Raw genomic sequence first — 14,018 nt, 5'->3', positions numbered from 1 at the left:
CCCCCTCACCCACCCACCACCGAGGAGGCCCCGTGCCCACCGTTTCCCCCGCCCCGCTGACCGCCGCCGACACCGTGCTGACCGGCGCCCGGGTGCGCACCCTCGACCCGCGACGCCCCTGGGCGGGCGCCGTCGCCGTCAAGGACGGCCGGATCGCGGCGGTCGGCGAGGACGCCGACGTACGGGAGTGGCGCGGCGCCGCCACCGAGGTCGTCGACCTGGGCGGCGCCACCCTCACCCCGGGCCTCGTCGACGGCCACAGCCACCCCGTCTGGGGCGTCGACATGTCCGCCGGCACCGACCTCTCCGCCGTCCGCGACCTCGGACAGCTCCGCGCCGCCCTCGCCGCCGCCGCCCGCGACCTGCCGCCCGGCGGCTGGGTCACCGGCTGGGGCCTCGACCACAACGCCTTCGGCGACCACCCCGTCCACCGCGCCCTGATCGAGGACGCCCTCGGCGGCGCCCCCGCCTTCCTGCGGCTCTACGACGGCCACTCCGCGCTGGCCAGCGGCGCGGCACTGGCCGCCGCCCAGGTCACCGGACCGCGCACCTTCGCCCAGCGCGCCAGCGTCGTCTGCGACGCAAACGGTCCCACCGGGCACCTGATCGAACACGCCGCGATGGAACTCCTCGCGGACGTCGTCCCGCTGCCCGACCCCGCACAGCGCCGCGCCCGGCTGCTCGCCTCGCTGCACGACATGGCCGCCGCCGGACTGACCGGCGCCCATGTGATGGACATGCAGAGCCCCGGCGTCCCCGAACTCCTCGACGCCGTCGAAGCCGACGGCCACCTCCCCGTCCGCCTCCGCCTCGCCCCCTGGTGCATGCCCGGCATCGACACCGAAGGCCTCGACCGCCTCATCGCCCTCCAGCGACTGCACGGCCGTCAGTGGCGGGTCGGCGGCGTGAAGTTCTTCATGGACGGCACCGTCGAGGGCGGCACCGCCTGGCTGGAGCGCCCGGACTGCCACGGCGAGTCCACCGACGCCCTCTGGCCGGACCCGGCCGCCTACACCCGCGCCGTCCACCACCTCGCCCGCGCCGGGGTCCGCACCGTCACCCACGCCATCGGCGACGCCGCGGTACGCCACGCCCTCGACACCGTCGAACTCCTCGGCGACACCGGCGCGGCGGGCCGCCACCGCCACCGCATCGAGCACATCGAGACCGTCCCCGCCGACCAGCTGCCCCGCTTCGCCGCGCTCGGCGTCGCCGCCTCCATGCAGCCGCTGCACACCGCCTACACCCGCGCCGACCACACCGACGCCTGGTCCCGCCGGGTCGGCGAGGAGCGCGCCGCCCGCGCCTGGCGCTGCCGCGATCTGCGCGACGCCGGCGCCGTCCTCGTCCTCGGCTCCGACTGGCCGATCGCCCACCACGACCCGCGCGCCACCCTCGCCACCGCCCGGCTGCGCCGCCCCGCCGGCGCCCCCGGCACCGCGCCCGTCACCCCCGAACAGGCCCTGACCGGCCTGATGGCGCTGGAGGGCTGCACCACCCACGCCGCGCTCGCCGCCGGCGAGGAACACGAGGCGGGCCGCATCGCCCCCGGCTACCGCGCCGACCTCACCGCCCTCGCCGTCGACCCGGTCACCGCCCCGGCGGACGACGTCGCCACCGCCCCCGTCCGGCTGACGATGTCCGGCGGCCGGATCACCCACCGCGGCTGAACGGGAAAAGGGCCGGGGCACCCGCCCCGGCCCTTCCTCAGACCTGCACCAGCTTCCGTTCCCGCCCCACCGCGTGCCGGGCCAGATGGTGCGGCAGCGTCCCGTACCACAGACAGGCCACCGCGAAGCCGAACAGCAGGCACAGCACGCCGCCGAAGGCGTCCAGCCAGAAGTGGTTGGCGGTGGAGACGATCACCAGCAGGGTGAGGAACGGATAGAGCAGCGCCACCGCCTTCACCCACCCCCGGCGGGCCAGCAGCGCCACCGTCAGACCGCACCACAGCGACCAGCCGATGTGCATCGACGGCATCGCCGCGTACTGGTTCGACATCGACGCGAGATTCCCGGACGCCATCGAGCCCCAGGTGTTGTGCTGGACGAGGGTGTCGACGAAGCCGCCGCCGCTCATCAGCCGCGGCGGCGCCAGCGGATAGAAGTAGTAGCCGACGAGGGCGACGCCGGTGGTCGCGAAGAGCGCCAGGCGGGCGGCGGCGTAGCGGCCCGGATGCCAGCGGTAGAGCCAGACCAGCACGCCGATCGTCGCCACGAAGTGCAAGGTGGCGTAGTAGTAGTTCATCGGCACGATCAGCCAGGTCACGGCGTTCATCGCGTGGTTGACGGTGTGTTCGACGGCGATGCCGAGGGTGTGCTCCGCCCGCCAGATCCAGTCGGCGTTGCGCAGCGCCTTCGCCTCCTGCTCGGGCACCGCGTTGCGGATCAGCGAGTACGTCCAGTAGCTGAGGGCGATGAGCAGGACCTCGAACCACAGCCGGGGGGCGCGCGGGGCCCGCAGCCGGGTCATCCGGCCCGGGCGGGGCGGGCGCTTCGCGGTCGCGCCATGAGGTGGCGAGCCGGCCGGCCGGTCGTCGACGGTCCTCACATGCGCTTCACCCATAGGCAGACAGTTTGCCAGAAAGGGGTAACCCGTCTGTCATTCTCTGGCGGGATTGGCGACGAACTGAGTACCTCTCGGGGTGGATGTCCGAACCCCGCCCACCGTAGGTGGAGTGGACGGCTCCGGGATCTTTGTCCGCTTTGCCGAGGTGGTGGGCTCCGTGCCGGCGGTGTCCGCGGCGCCGCCGGGCCACGCCGCCGCGTCCGCGTCCGCCGCCCGCGGCGCCGACGCGGTCGAGCCCCGCACCACCAGCTCCGGATGGAAGACGAACTCGCTGTGCGGCGCGGGCGTCCCGCCGATCTCCTCCAGCAGCGCCCGCACCGCGGCCTGACCCATCGCCGGGACCGGCTGCCGGATGGTGGTCAGCGGCGGGTCGGTGAACGCGATCAGCGGGGAGTCGTCGAAGCCGACGACGGAGACCTCGTGCGGCACGTCGAGCCCCCGCTGCCGGGCCGCCCGGATCGCGCCCAGCGCCATCATGTCGCTGGCGCACACCACCGCCGTCGCCCCGCGCTCCAGCAGCGCACCGGCCGCCGCCTGCCCGCCCTCCAGCGAGTACAGCGAGTGCTCGATGCACCGCTCGGCCGCCGCCGCGTCCAGCCCCAGCTGTTCGCGGACCGCCCGGACGAAGCCCTCGATCTTCCGCTGCACCGGCACGAACCGCCGCGGGCCGAGCGCCAGCCCGATGCGGCGGTGGCCGAGCGCCACGAGATGGGTGACCGCCAGGTGCACCGCCGCCCGGTCGTCGGGGGAGACGAACGGCGCCCGCACCTCGGGGGAGAAGCCGTTGATGAGGACGAACGGGACGCCCTGGCCGCGCAGCCGGGCGTAGCGCTGCATGTCGGCGGAGGTGTCCGCGTGCAGCCCGGAGACGAAGATGATGCCGGCGACCCCGCGGTCGACCAGCATCTCCGTCAGCTCGTCCTCGGTGGAGCCGCCCGGCGTCTGGGTGGCGAGCACCGGTGTGTAGCCCTGCCGCGTCAGCGCCTGGCCGATCACCTGGGCGAACGCCGGGAAGATCGGGTTCTCCAGCTCCGGGGTGATCAGCCCGACCAGCCCCGCGCTGCGCTGCCGCAGCCGCACCGGACGCTCGTAGCCGAGGACGTCGAGGGCGGCCAGCACCGATTGGCGGGTGGCCGCGGAGACGCCCGGTTTACCGTTGAGCACCCGGCTGACGGTGGCCTCGCTGACACCCGCCTGCGCTGCGATATCGGCAAGCCGGGCGGTCATGCCAGGGACTTTACCTTTCGCCCCTCAGATTGCCCACCAGGCGCAGCTGTCCCCCGGGAGCACCGCCGACGCCCCCCGGGCGGGCAGCGGCGCACTGGCCAGCAGCAGCCGTCCGGGCGCCTCCAACGCGACGTCGCCGCCCGTGGTGTTGACGGTGCACACCACCCCGGGGCGGGCGAACGCCAGTACCCCGTCGGGCGCCTCGCGCCAGGTCATCCCGCCGTCGCCCAGGCCCGGCAGCGCCCGCCGCAGCGCCAGCGCCGCCCGGTACAGCTCCAGCGTGGAGTCCACGTCGCCGGTCTGCGCCGCGACCGAGAGCCCGCCCCACGCGGCCGGCTGCGGCAGCCAGCTCCCGCCGTCGCCGAAGCCGTACGAGGGGCCGTCCGCGGTCCACGGCAGCGGCACCCGGCAGCCGTCGCGCAGCCCGTCCTGCCCGGAGGCGCCGGCCGCGGCGCCGGCGGCGCGGCGGCGGAGGAACGCCGGGTCCCGGCGGACCTCGTCGGGCAGGTCGGTGACCTCCGGCAGGCCCAACTCCTCGCCCTGGTAGAGGTAGACGGAGCCGGGCAGCGCCAGCATCAGCAAGGTCGCCGCGCGGGCGCGGGCCGGCGAGCCGAGGCGGGTGGCGTGCCGGACCACGTCGTGGTTGGAGAGCACCCAGGTGGTGGGGGCGCCGACGGAGGCGGTGGCGGCCAGCGAGGCGTCGATGACCTCGCGCAGCGCCGCCGCCTCCCAGCCGGCCGTCAGGAACTGGAAATTGAAGGCCTGGTGCAGCTCGTCGGGGCGGACGTAGAGCGCCAGCCGTTCCGGGGTGGGCGCCCAGGCCTCCGCGACGCCGATGCGGGCGCCGCCGTAGCCCTCCAGCAGGGCGCGCCAGGAGCGGTGGATGGCGTGGACGCCGTCCTGGTCGAAGAAGGGCAGCGACTGGTTGCCGATCAAGGTGGCCTGGCTGCCGCAGCCGATGTCCGGCAGGCCCGGCGCCTTGACCATGCCGTGGGCGACATCGATCCGGAAGCCGTCCACGCCGAGGTCGAGCCAGAAGCGCAAGATCGCCTCGAACTCCGCGTGCACCTCGGGGTTGTCCCAGTTCAGATCGGGCTGTTCGGGCGCGAAGAGGTGGAGGTACCAGTCGCCGCGGTCGGTGCGCGTCCAGGCGGGGCCGCCGAACACCGATTCCCAGTCGTTGGGCGGCAGCGCGCCGTCGGCGCCGCGGCCGGGCCGGAAGAGGTAGCGCTCCCGGGCCAGCTCCGGGTCGCGGAACCACGGGTGCCGGTCGGAGGTGTGGTTCGGCACGATGTCGACGATCACCCGCAGCCCGTGGCCGTGGGCCGCGCGGATCAGCGCGTCGGCGTCCTCCAGGGTGCCGAAGAGCGGGTCGACGGCGCGGTAGTCGGCGACGTCGTACCCGCCGTCGGCCTGCGGTGACGCGTAGAACGGCGTGAGCCAGACGGCGTCCACGCCCAGCTCCTTGAGGTACGGCAGCCGCTCGCGGACCCCGCGCAGATCGCCGATGCCGTCGCCGTCGCTGTCCGCGAACGACCGTACGTAGACCTGGTAGATGACGGCGTCGCGCCACCAGCCGGGCCCGGGGGCCGGTCCGGCGGCTCGGCGGGCGGGGCTGGGGGAGGTGAGCTGCTGGGTCATCTGCCGTCCCTGTTCGTGCGGGGAGGGCGGACGGCGGGCCGCCGGTGCGGCGCGGTGCCGCCGGGGCGCCGTGCGCCACCAGGAGGAGGTCGCCTGGCACCGGAAACAACGCGCGGGCGGGCGCCGGGTGACGGCCCGTACGCCTTCCCGCCGCAGACCTTTCCAGCAACCTTGCAGAAATATCCCGCAAGGTCTTTCGGTTTTCTTGCGGCGCTGTTACGTTCCACCACGCCATCTCAGGCGATTCCCAAAGGAGTTCACATGCGGCGTGGCATACGTGGCGTCACCGCCACCGCACTGGCGGCGGGCCTGGCCCTGACGGCGACGGCCTGCGGTGGCGGCGGCGGTGACGGCAAGGGCGGCGACGGAAAGATTGCCGGCACCGTCACCTTCTGGGACACCTCCAACGACGCGGAGAAGGGCACCTACCGCAAGCTTGCGGAAGGCTTCGAGAAGGAACACCCCGGCGTCCGCGTCAAGTACGTCAACGTGCCCTTCGGCGACGCCAACGCCAAGTTCAAGAACGCGGCGGGCGGCAACGCCGGCGCCCCCGACGTGATGCGCACCGAGGTCGCCTGGACCGCCGACTTCGCCCACCTCGGCTACCTCGCCCCCCTCGACGGCACCCCCGCCCTCGACGACACCGCCGACTACCTCCCGCAGGCCCTCGGCTCCACGAGGTTCGACGGCAAGACCTACGCCGCCCCGCAGGTCATCGACACCCTCGGCCTCTTCTACAACAAGGCGCTGCTGAAGAAGGCGGGCGTGGCCGTCCCCAAGACCTTCGCCGAGCTGGAGTCCGCCGCGAAGAAGATCAAGGCGAAGACCGGTGCCACCGCCCTCTACCTGCGCGGCGACGACCCGTACTGGTTCCTGCCCTACCTCTACGGCGAGGGCGGCGACATGGTCGACGCCCGCGACAAGACCATCGAGATCGACGACGACGCCGGCACCCGCGCCTTCGCCACCCTCAAGCGCCTCGTCGACTCCAAGGCGGCCGTCACCGACGCCACCGACGGCCAGGAGAACGAACTCAAGGCGCTCAAGGACGGCGACGTCGCGATGGCGATCGACGGCCCCTGGGACATCGAGGGCGCCCGCGCCGGCCAGGCCTTCGCCGACAAGGACGACCTCGGCGTCGCCCCCGTCCCCGGCGGCAGCAAGGCCCAGGGCTCCCCGCAGGGCGGCTGGAACCTCTCCGTCTACGCCGGGTCCGCCAACCTCTCCACCGCCTACGCCTTCGTCAAGTACATGAGCGGCGCCGACGTCCAGCGCAAGACCACCGAACGGCTCAGCCTGCTGCCGACCCGCAAGTCCGTCTACCGGCTCCCGTCGGTGAAGAAGAACGAGATGGTGACGTTCTTCAAGCCCGCCGTCGACGGCGCCGTCGAGCGCCCGTGGATCGCCGAGGGCAACTCCCTCTTCGAGCCGATCAAGGTCCAGATGAACAAGGTCCTGACCGGCGCCGCCACTCCGAGCCAGGCCGCCAAGGCCACCGGCGACGCCTACCGGAAGCTGCTCAAGGACTACAAGTGACCCTCGCCGCCCGCGTCCGCCGCGCGCTGGCCCCCCACTGGTACGCCTGGACGATGGTGGCGCCCGTCACCGTCGTCCTCGGCGTGATCATCGGGTTCCCGCTGGTGCGCGGCGTCCACCTCTCCCTCACCGACGCCGACGAGTCCAACGTCGCCCGCGACATCGGCATGAACCACCTTCCGGCCACGTACCACTTCACCGGCCTCGACACCTACCGCGCCATCCTCACCGACTCCGTCTTCTGGGGCCGGCTGGGCTGGACCGTGGTCTGGACGGTCGCCTGCGTCGGCCTCACCTACCTCATCGGGCTGGGCCTGGCCACGCTCCTCAACCGCCCGCTGCGCGGCCGCACCGCCTACCGCCTCGCGCTGATCCTGCCGTGGGCGCTGCCCGCCTTCGTCTCCGTCTTCACCTGGCGGATGCTCTTCAACGACCGCAACGGCCTGCTCAACTCCGTGCTGACCGGCGGCGGCATCGGCGCGGTCCCCTGGCTCAACGACCCGACGTGGGCGAAGCTCGCCGTCATCGCCGTCAACGTCTGGCTCGGCGTCCCCTTCATGCTCGTCGCCCTCCTCGGCGGCCTCCAGTCCCTCCCGGGCGAGCTGTACGAGGCGGCCGAGATGGACGGCGCCGGGCCCTGGCAGCGCTTCCGCCACATCACCCTGCCGGGCCTGCGCGCCGTCAGCTCCACGGTGATCCTGCTCTCCACCATCTGGACGTTCAACATGTTCCCGGTGATCTTCCTGCTCACCCGGGGCGGCCCCGGCGACGCCACGGAGATCCTGGTGACCTACGCCTACCGCCTCTCCTTCGTCGACAGCCCCCGCGACTTCTCCGGCTCCGCCGCCTGGGGCGTCCTGATCCTCCTGATCCTCTGCGCCGCCGCCGTCCTCCACCGCCGCGCGCTCCGCAAGCAGGGAGAGACGTGGTGACCGTGACCGCCGCTACGAAGCCCCCGCGCCGCCGCGGCGAGCGCTCCCCCCTCGCCTCCGCCGGCCTGCACGCGACGCTGCTGCTCGCCGCCGTCATCGCCGTCTTCCCGCCGCTGTGGCTGCTGATCACCTCGTTCAAACCGAAGAACGACGCCTTCACCACCGACGTCGTCTCCCACCCCACCCTCGCCAACTACCGCCACGTCCTCGGCGACACCTCCTTCCCGACCTGGTTCGGCAACTCCGTCCTGGTCGTCGCCGTCACCACCGTCGTCGGCGTCCTCCTCGCCGCCACCACCGGCTACGCGCTCAGCCGCTTCCGCTTCCCCGGGATGCGCCCGCTGCTGTGGCTGCTGCTGATCACCCAGATGTTCCCGGTGGCCGTGCTGATCGTGCCGCTCTACAACCTGATGGCGGGCCTCGGCCTCCTCAACCAGCCCGGCGGCCTGATCATCACGTACCTGACCATCGCCGTGCCGTTCTGCGCCTGGATGATGAAGGGCTACTTCGACACCATCCCCGTCGAGATCGACGAGGCGGGCCGCGTCGACGGCCTCTCGCCGTTCGGCACCTTCTGGCGCCTGGTGCTCCCGCTGGCCCGCCCCGGCCTAGCCGTCACCGGCTTCTACACCTTCGTCACCGCCTGGGCCGAGGTCGCCTACGCCTCCGCCTTCATGACCGGCGAGGAACACCTCACCCTCGCCGGCGGGCTCCAGACCTTCGTCAACCAGTACACCAACGACTGGGGCTCGATGACCGCCGCCGCCGTCCTCATCGCCGTCCCCGCCACCGCCGTCTTCGCCTTCGCCCAGCGCCACCTCGTCGCCGGACTGACCGCCGGCACCACTAAGGGATGACATGACTCAGGACACCTCCGCCCCCGCCCCGAGCCAGCCCCCCGCCCGCCCCGGCTGGTGGCGCGACGCGGTGATCTACCAGGTCTACCCCCGCAGCTTCGCCGACGCCGACGGCGACGGCATGGGCGACCTGGAAGGCATCCGCCGCCGCCTGCCCCACCTGCGCGACCTCGGCGTCGACGCCGTCTGGCTCTCCCCCTTCTACGCCTCCCCGCAGGCCGACGCCGGCTACGACGTCACCGACTACCGCGCCGTCGACCCGATGTTCGGCACCCTCGCCGACGCCGACGCGGTGCTGCGCGACGCCCACACCCTGGGCCTGCGCGTCATCGTCGACCTCGTCCCCAACCACTGCTCCGACCAGCACCCCTGGTTCCGTCAGGCCGTCGCCGAGGGCCCCACCTCCCCGCTCCGCCACCGCTTCCACTTCCGCGACGGCCGCGGCGAGAGCGGCGAACTCCCGCCCAACGACTGGGAGTCCGTCTTCGGCGGCCCCGCCTGGACCCGCCTGCCCGAGCCCGACGGCCAGTGGTACCTCCACCTCTTCGCCCCCCAGCAGCCCGACTTCAACTGGGAACACACCGTCGTCCGCGACGAGTTCCGCTCCGTGCTGCGCTTCTGGCTCGACCGCGGCGTCGACGGCTTCCGCGTCGACGTCGCCCACGGCCTGATCAAGGCCGCCGGCCTGCCGGACATCGGCCACGGCGGCCAGGCCACCTTGATCGGCAACCAGCAGCTGCCCTTCTTCGACCAGGACGGCGTCCACGAGATCTACCGCGACTGGCGCACCCTCCTCGACGAGTACCCCGGCGCCCGCATCGCCGTCGCCGAGGCCTGGGCGCCCAGCCCCGGGCGCACCGCCCGCTACGTCCGCCCCGACGAACTCCACCAGGCCTTCAACTTCCACTACCTCGGCACCGCCTGGGACGCCCCCGCCCTCCGCGAGACCATCGACGCCTCCCTCGATGCGATGCGCCCCGTCGGCGCCCCCACCACCTGGGTCCTCTCCAACCACGACGTGGTCCGCCACCGCACCCGCCTCGGCGGCACCCTCGCCCGCGCCCGCGCCGCGACCCTGCTGATGCTCGCCCTCCCCGGCTCCGCCTACCTCTACCAGGGCGAGGAACTCGGCCTCCCGGAGGTCACCGACCTGCCCGACGAGGCCCGCCAGGACCCGGCCTTCGCCCGCCGCGCCGGCGCCGCCGGCCAGGACGGACTGCGCGACGGCTGCCGCGTCCCGATTCCCTGGGAGAAGGACGGCTGCTCCTACGGCTTCGGCCCCGGCGGCAGCTGGCTCCCGATGCCGGCGGAGTGGAGCGCCCTCTCCGTCGCCGCCCAGACCGGCGACCCCGACTCCACTCTGGAGCTGTACCGCACCGCCCTCGCCCTGCGCCGCACCCACCCCGGACTCGGCGCCGGCACCGAGCTGACCTGGCTGGACGCCCCCGACGGCATCCTCGCCTTCCGCCGCCCCGGTGGCCTCGTCGCGACCGCCAACACCACCGACACCGCCGTCCGCCTCCCCGCCCCCGGCAAGCCTCTTCTCTCCTCGGGGCAACTCCCCACCTCCGACGGAGAGTTCATCCTTCCCCCCGACACCACCGTCTGGTGGGACGCGTGAGCGCACCGGCCTCCCGCGCCACCCCCCGCCTCGCCGACCTCGCAGCTCAGGCGCAGGTCAGCGAGGCGACCGCGAGCCGCGTCCTCAACGGCCGCGCGGGCGTCGCCCACGCCACCCGGCAGCGCGTCCTCGCCGCTCTCGACGTCCTCGGCTACGAACGCCCCGTCCGGCTCCGGCGCCGCAGCGCCGGGCTGGTCGGGCTGGTCCTCCCGGAGCTGACCAACCCGATCTTCCCGGCCTTCGCCCAGATCATCGAGCAGTCGCTGGCCGGCCACGGCTACACGCCGGTCCTGTGCACCCAGATGCCCGGCGGCTCCACCGAGGACGAACTCGTCGAGCAGCTGGAGGAACGCGGCGTCACCGGCATCGTCTTCCTCTCCGGACTCCACGCCGACACCGGCGCCGACCCGGCCCGCTACCTCCGCCTGCGCGACCGCGGCGTCCCGTACGTCCTGATCAACGGCCACCGCCCGGACATCCCGGCGCCCTCCGTCTCACCCGACGACGGCGCCGCCGCCCGCATGGCCGTCGACCATCTCGCCACCCTCGGCCACACCCGCATCGGCCTCGCGGTCGGCCCCGCCCGCTACGTCCCCTCGCGCCGCAAGGCGGCCGGATTCACGGCGGCGCTGACGGACCGCTTCGGCCTGCCGCCCGCCGACGCCGAACGCCGCGTCCGCCACACCCTCTTCACCGTCGAGGGCGGCCACGCGGCGGCCGACGCCCTCCTCGACGACGGCTGTACGGGCCTGGTCTGCGGCAGCGACCTGATGGCCCTCGGCGCCGTCCGCGCCGCCCGCGCCCGCGGCCTGCCGGTCCCGGGCGCGGTCTCCGTCGTCGGCTTCGACGACTCCCCGCTGATCGCCTTCACCGACCCGCCCCTGACGACGGTCCGCCAGCCCGTCCAGGCGATGGCCGCGGCGGCCGTCGACACCCTCATCGAGGAGATGCGGGGCCACCCCGTCCGCCACACGGAGTTCGTCTTCCAGCCGGAGCTGGTGGTGCGGGGGTCGACGGGGGCGGTACGGGGGTGAGCGCCCGGGGCCGCCGGTGTCAGTACACGACCGACACGATCCGGCAGGCCGCCTCGGCCAGCCGGCGGTCGCCGTCGACGCGGGCCGAGGCGAACGCGGTGGCCGGTGAGATTCCGCGGGTGCACAGCCGCCACGCGCTCTCGGCGTCCAGCCCGAGCCGGGCCGCCGGACGGCCCGTATCCGGCTCGGCCAGGGACCACCCGCCCGCGACAGCGGTGGCCGTCCAGGTACCGCCCGCCGGACCGCCGATACCCACCTGGACCTGCGTACCGGACGGCGCCGCCGTACCGCGCAGGGTGTGCGGAAGCGCCCGCAGGAAGGTGTCCAGGACGACGGAGAGGGAACGCGGATCGGGATCGGTCTCCTGCCCGGCGGCGTGCCGGATCTGCTGCCGGTGCGTCCAGAACTCGGTGAGGTCCCGCGCGCTGTCGAGCCACATGGGCGCGGGGTCGGCCCCGGCCCAGGACACCCCCAGCGACGCCCGGCCGAGATCGACGCTCCCGAAGAAGTCGGCGACCTGCCCGCCGACCAGGTCCACCGTCCCGGTGAGCGCGGCGGCGCTGACCCGGCGGTGGGCGTCCACCCACTCCTGGTTGATGCGGTGGATGAACCCCTCCAGCGTCTCGCCCGGCGCCGGAGCGGGGCCGCCTCGATGCCCGTCGCGGTCGCGGCCGAGCCGCCCGTAGAAGTCCCCGAGCAGATGCGCGACGAGATCCCGCACGCTCCAGCCCGGCACCGCCTCCCGCTCCCAGTCGCCGGGCGCCAGCCCCCGCAAGGTGTCCATCAGCGCCGCGTGCTCCGCCGCGAACAGGCCACGCGCGTCGATCGGCGGGCCGAGCCGGCGCCATCCGGGATTCGTATCGGGCTGCGATGTCATGGCGACAGCCTGCCAACCAGGTGCCCGGCCCTCCAGCGGATTCCTCGCGGAGAGCCCTCCCGTAACCGCTGGCCATGAGTCGTGAGCGGTGGGAGCCGAGGGTGTCGTGGCCTGTTGTCCGTGGACTGCCGCGCGGGTGGCGCGGCAGACTCGTGGTCATGGTGCAGCTACGGGTTCTCACGACGAGCGACTGGCCGTTGTGGCGGGCGGTCCGCCTCGCCGCGCTGAGCGAGGCACCGCACGCCTTCAAGGCCGGACTCGCGGAATGGCACAACGGCGGGGAGGCGCGGTGGCGCGAGCGCTTGGCGATGCCCGATGCCTACTGCGTCGTCGCGTTGCTGGACGGCGAAGCCGTAGGGGTGGCCGCCGGCCTTCCCGGGGACGGCGGCGCCTGCGAGCTGAGGTCGGTGTGGGTCAGCCCCCAGGCGCGGGGCCGCAGCGTCGGAAACCAGTTGATCGCGGCGGTCGAGGGATGGGCCCGGCAGCGGGGTGCCACGACCCTGAAGCTCGCGGTCCTACCGGGCAACGAGCCCGCCGCCGCGCTGTACCGCCGCAACGGTTTCGTCGATACGGGAGAATTCGGCGACCTGCTGTCCGACGGGGTGAGCAGGGAACGCCTGATGGTGAAGGCGCTGCGCTGAGAGCGCGGCGTGCGAGCGGGCGCCGTCGATCCGACGGCACACCCGCCTGCCGCCTCAAGGTCAGCCCTGAACGACCGCGTACGCGACGAAGTCCCGCCAGGCACCGGACGCGACGGCGAGCTGCGGCCCGTCCTTGTCCTTGGAGTCGCGGATGTGGATGGTGGTGGGGGAGGGGGCGATTTCTACGCAGTCGCCGTCTTCGCTGCCGCTGTAACTGCTCTTACGCCAGGCCAGTTCGGTGGTCTTCATAGTGCTCCTCGCATCCGCTGCAACAGGCTCAGTGAGTCTTCGGGGGAGAGAGCCTGTGAACGCATCCTGGCATAACGCATTTGGAGCACACTGATCTCCTTGGGGTCGGAGATAAGGGTGCCGCTTCGTTGGCCCTCGCAGTAGGCAAACCACTTGTGCTCCGGGGTTTCCGCAAGCTGCATCGGCCCCGCCAACCCAGCATGAGTTTCTCGCACTTGAGGCATGATCTGTACCTCGACGTTGCGCATCTGGGCGATTTCGATCACGTGGTCAATGAGTTCCCTGGTCACGTCCTTGCCGCCCGCACAACGCAGGAACAGGTGCTCTTCCAGGATGAAGCTGTACGCCGTGTTCGGGCGCTCCCGCAGCAAGCGCTTCCGATCCATCCTCGCCGCTAGCTGGTTCGCCATCTGTTCGTCGTCCAGGGGAGGTAGTCGGTTGGCGAACAGCGACTTCGCGTACTCCTCCGTCTGCAACATTCCAGGCACCATCCGGCACTCGTACGCGTACAGGCTCAGCGCCTTCTGCTCCAGCGCAGCCCACTGACGGAACCATGCCGCCAACCCCGGCTTCCGGGCGAGATGCGGTGCCATCGCGGCCAACACGCCGTGTGCGTCCAGTACTTCCTCTGCCTTCTCCACGAAATCCGGCTGGGGGAAGCGCCGTCCCTGCTCGATCGACGCCACTGTCTGGGCCGAGAACCCCACCAGCGGAGCGAACTCCTCCTGCGTCAGATCGGCCCGTTCCCGGAATGCCTTGACTGCTGCGCCGAACGCCTTGAGGCTGTCCGTGCACTCCGGCTCGCTACCGCCCTTTTTCTTCGCCATGTTCGGCA

At 72.9% G+C, this 14,018-nt stretch carries 13 protein-coding genes; 7 read left to right on the top strand and 6 right to left on the bottom strand.

The features are described from left to right. The first annotated feature begins 56 nt into the window (after window positions 1-56). A complete protein-coding gene (locus ABT345_RS01990; protein ID WP_345085058.1) occupies window positions 57-1,670 on the top strand; it encodes an amidohydrolase in 1,614 nt (537 codons plus the stop codon). 37 nt (window positions 1,671-1,707) lie between these two features. On the opposite strand, the gene ABT345_RS01985 is transcribed toward ABT345_RS01990, so the two are convergent. From ABT345_RS01985 to ABT345_RS01975, 3 genes are read right to left on the bottom strand one after another with little or no spacing between them, the layout of a single operon-like run. Then, on the bottom strand, window positions 1,708-2,565 hold the full coding sequence (locus ABT345_RS01985; protein ID WP_345083530.1) for a phosphatase PAP2 family protein: 858 nt from the start codon (window positions 2,563-2,565) through the stop codon (window positions 1,708-1,710). Window positions 2,566-2,601: 36 nt separating this feature from the next. Then, on the bottom strand, window positions 2,602-3,795 hold the full coding sequence (locus ABT345_RS01980; protein WP_345083528.1) for a LacI family DNA-binding transcriptional regulator: 1,194 nt from the start codon (window positions 3,793-3,795) through the stop codon (window positions 2,602-2,604). 24 nt (window positions 3,796-3,819) lie between these two features. Continuing rightward, window positions 3,820-5,436 carry a glycoside hydrolase family 13 protein gene (locus ABT345_RS01975; protein WP_345083526.1) on the bottom strand — a complete coding sequence of 539 codons (1,617 nt, stop codon included), beginning with the start codon at window positions 5,434-5,436 and terminating at the stop codon, window positions 3,820-3,822. Window positions 5,437-5,697: 261 nt separating this feature from the next. Here ABT345_RS01975 and ABT345_RS01970 point away from each other — a divergent pair, with 261 nt between their 5' ends. The 5 genes from ABT345_RS01970 to ABT345_RS01950 are packed head-to-tail and all read left to right on the top strand — an operon-like array spanning window position 5,698 to window position 11,416. Beyond that, window positions 5,698-6,972 carry an extracellular solute-binding protein gene (locus ABT345_RS01970; RefSeq protein ID WP_345083525.1) on the top strand — a complete coding sequence of 425 codons (1,275 nt, stop codon included), beginning with the start codon at window positions 5,698-5,700 and terminating at the stop codon, window positions 6,970-6,972. Continuing rightward, complete coding sequence (locus ABT345_RS01965; RefSeq protein WP_345083523.1) at window positions 6,969-7,904, top strand: carbohydrate ABC transporter permease; 936 nt, start codon at window positions 6,969-6,971, stop codon at window positions 7,902-7,904. The genes ABT345_RS01970 and ABT345_RS01965 overlap by 4 nt, the downstream gene beginning before the upstream one ends. After that, window positions 7,901-8,761 (top strand): sugar ABC transporter permease, encoded by an 861-nt coding sequence (locus ABT345_RS01960; protein ID WP_425584425.1) that lies wholly within the window; start codon window positions 7,901-7,903, stop codon window positions 8,759-8,761. Before ABT345_RS01965 ends, ABT345_RS01960 begins: the two co-directional genes overlap by 4 nt. A 1-nt stretch (window position 8,762) precedes the next feature. After that, the gene (locus ABT345_RS01955; RefSeq protein ID WP_345083519.1) at window positions 8,763-10,382 is read left to right on the top strand and encodes a glycoside hydrolase family 13 protein; all 1,620 of its coding nucleotides are present in this window, start codon (window positions 8,763-8,765) and stop codon (window positions 10,380-10,382) included. Continuing rightward, window positions 10,379-11,416 (top strand): LacI family DNA-binding transcriptional regulator, encoded by a 1,038-nt coding sequence (locus ABT345_RS01950; protein ID WP_345083517.1) that lies wholly within the window; start codon window positions 10,379-10,381, stop codon window positions 11,414-11,416. The genes ABT345_RS01955 and ABT345_RS01950 overlap by 4 nt, the downstream gene beginning before the upstream one ends. A 19-nt stretch (window positions 11,417-11,435) precedes the next feature. Here the strand turns inward: ABT345_RS01950 and ABT345_RS01945 are convergent, their stop codons facing one another. Continuing rightward, a complete protein-coding gene (locus ABT345_RS01945; protein ID WP_345083515.1) occupies window positions 11,436-12,293 on the bottom strand; it encodes a maleylpyruvate isomerase family mycothiol-dependent enzyme in 858 nt (285 codons plus the stop codon). 158 nt (window positions 12,294-12,451) lie between these two features. Between ABT345_RS01945 and ABT345_RS01940 the strand changes: the two genes are divergently transcribed. Next, on the top strand, window positions 12,452-12,934 hold the full coding sequence (locus tag ABT345_RS01940; RefSeq protein WP_345083513.1) for a GNAT family N-acetyltransferase: 483 nt from the start codon (window positions 12,452-12,454) through the stop codon (window positions 12,932-12,934). 60 nt (window positions 12,935-12,994) lie between these two features. Here the strand turns inward: ABT345_RS01940 and ABT345_RS01935 are convergent, their stop codons facing one another. Both ABT345_RS01935 and ABT345_RS01930 read right to left on the bottom strand, forming a co-directional pair. Beyond that, window positions 12,995-13,183, bottom strand: a complete 189-nt coding sequence (locus tag ABT345_RS01935) for a DUF397 domain-containing protein (protein ID WP_345083511.1) — start codon at window positions 13,181-13,183, stop codon at window positions 12,995-12,997. Next, window positions 13,180-14,010 (bottom strand): helix-turn-helix domain-containing protein, encoded by an 831-nt coding sequence (locus ABT345_RS01930; protein WP_345083509.1) that lies wholly within the window; start codon window positions 14,008-14,010, stop codon window positions 13,180-13,182. Before ABT345_RS01930 ends, ABT345_RS01935 begins: the two co-directional genes overlap by 4 nt. Window positions 14,011-14,018 lie beyond the last annotated feature (8 nt).

The sequence above is a fragment of the Streptomyces sp. NPDC000404 genome, assembly GCF_040300365.1.
Classification (GTDB): domain Bacteria; phylum Actinomycetota; class Actinomycetes; order Streptomycetales; family Streptomycetaceae; genus Streptomyces; species Streptomyces ramulosus.
This window is presented reverse-complemented; position numbering and strand designations above follow the sequence as displayed.

Coding starts and splice junctions, on each gene's coding strand:
- ABT345_RS01975 (WP_345083526.1), bottom strand. CDS start 5,436: ATGACCCAGCAGCTCACCTCCCCCAGCCCCGCCCGCCGAGCCGCCGGA.
- ABT345_RS01980 (WP_345083528.1), bottom strand. CDS start 3,795: ATGACCGCCCGGCTTGCCGATATCGCAGCGCAGGCGGGTGTCAGCGAG.
- ABT345_RS01940 (WP_345083513.1), top strand. CDS start 12,452: ATGGTGCAGCTACGGGTTCTCACGACGAGCGACTGGCCGTTGTGGCGG.
- ABT345_RS01985 (WP_345083530.1), bottom strand. CDS start 2,565: ATGGGTGAAGCGCATGTGAGGACCGTCGACGACCGGCCGGCCGGCTCG.
- ABT345_RS01970 (WP_345083525.1), top strand. CDS start 5,698: ATGCGGCGTGGCATACGTGGCGTCACCGCCACCGCACTGGCGGCGGGC.
- ABT345_RS01955 (WP_345083519.1), top strand. CDS start 8,763: ATGACTCAGGACACCTCCGCCCCCGCCCCGAGCCAGCCCCCCGCCCGC.
- ABT345_RS01935 (WP_345083511.1), bottom strand. CDS start 13,183: ATGAAGACCACCGAACTGGCCTGGCGTAAGAGCAGTTACAGCGGCAGC.
- ABT345_RS01930 (WP_345083509.1), bottom strand. CDS start 14,010: ATGGCGAAGAAAAAGGGCGGTAGCGAGCCGGAGTGCACGGACAGCCTC.
- ABT345_RS01945 (WP_345083515.1), bottom strand. CDS start 12,293: ATGACATCGCAGCCCGATACGAATCCCGGATGGCGCCGGCTCGGCCCG.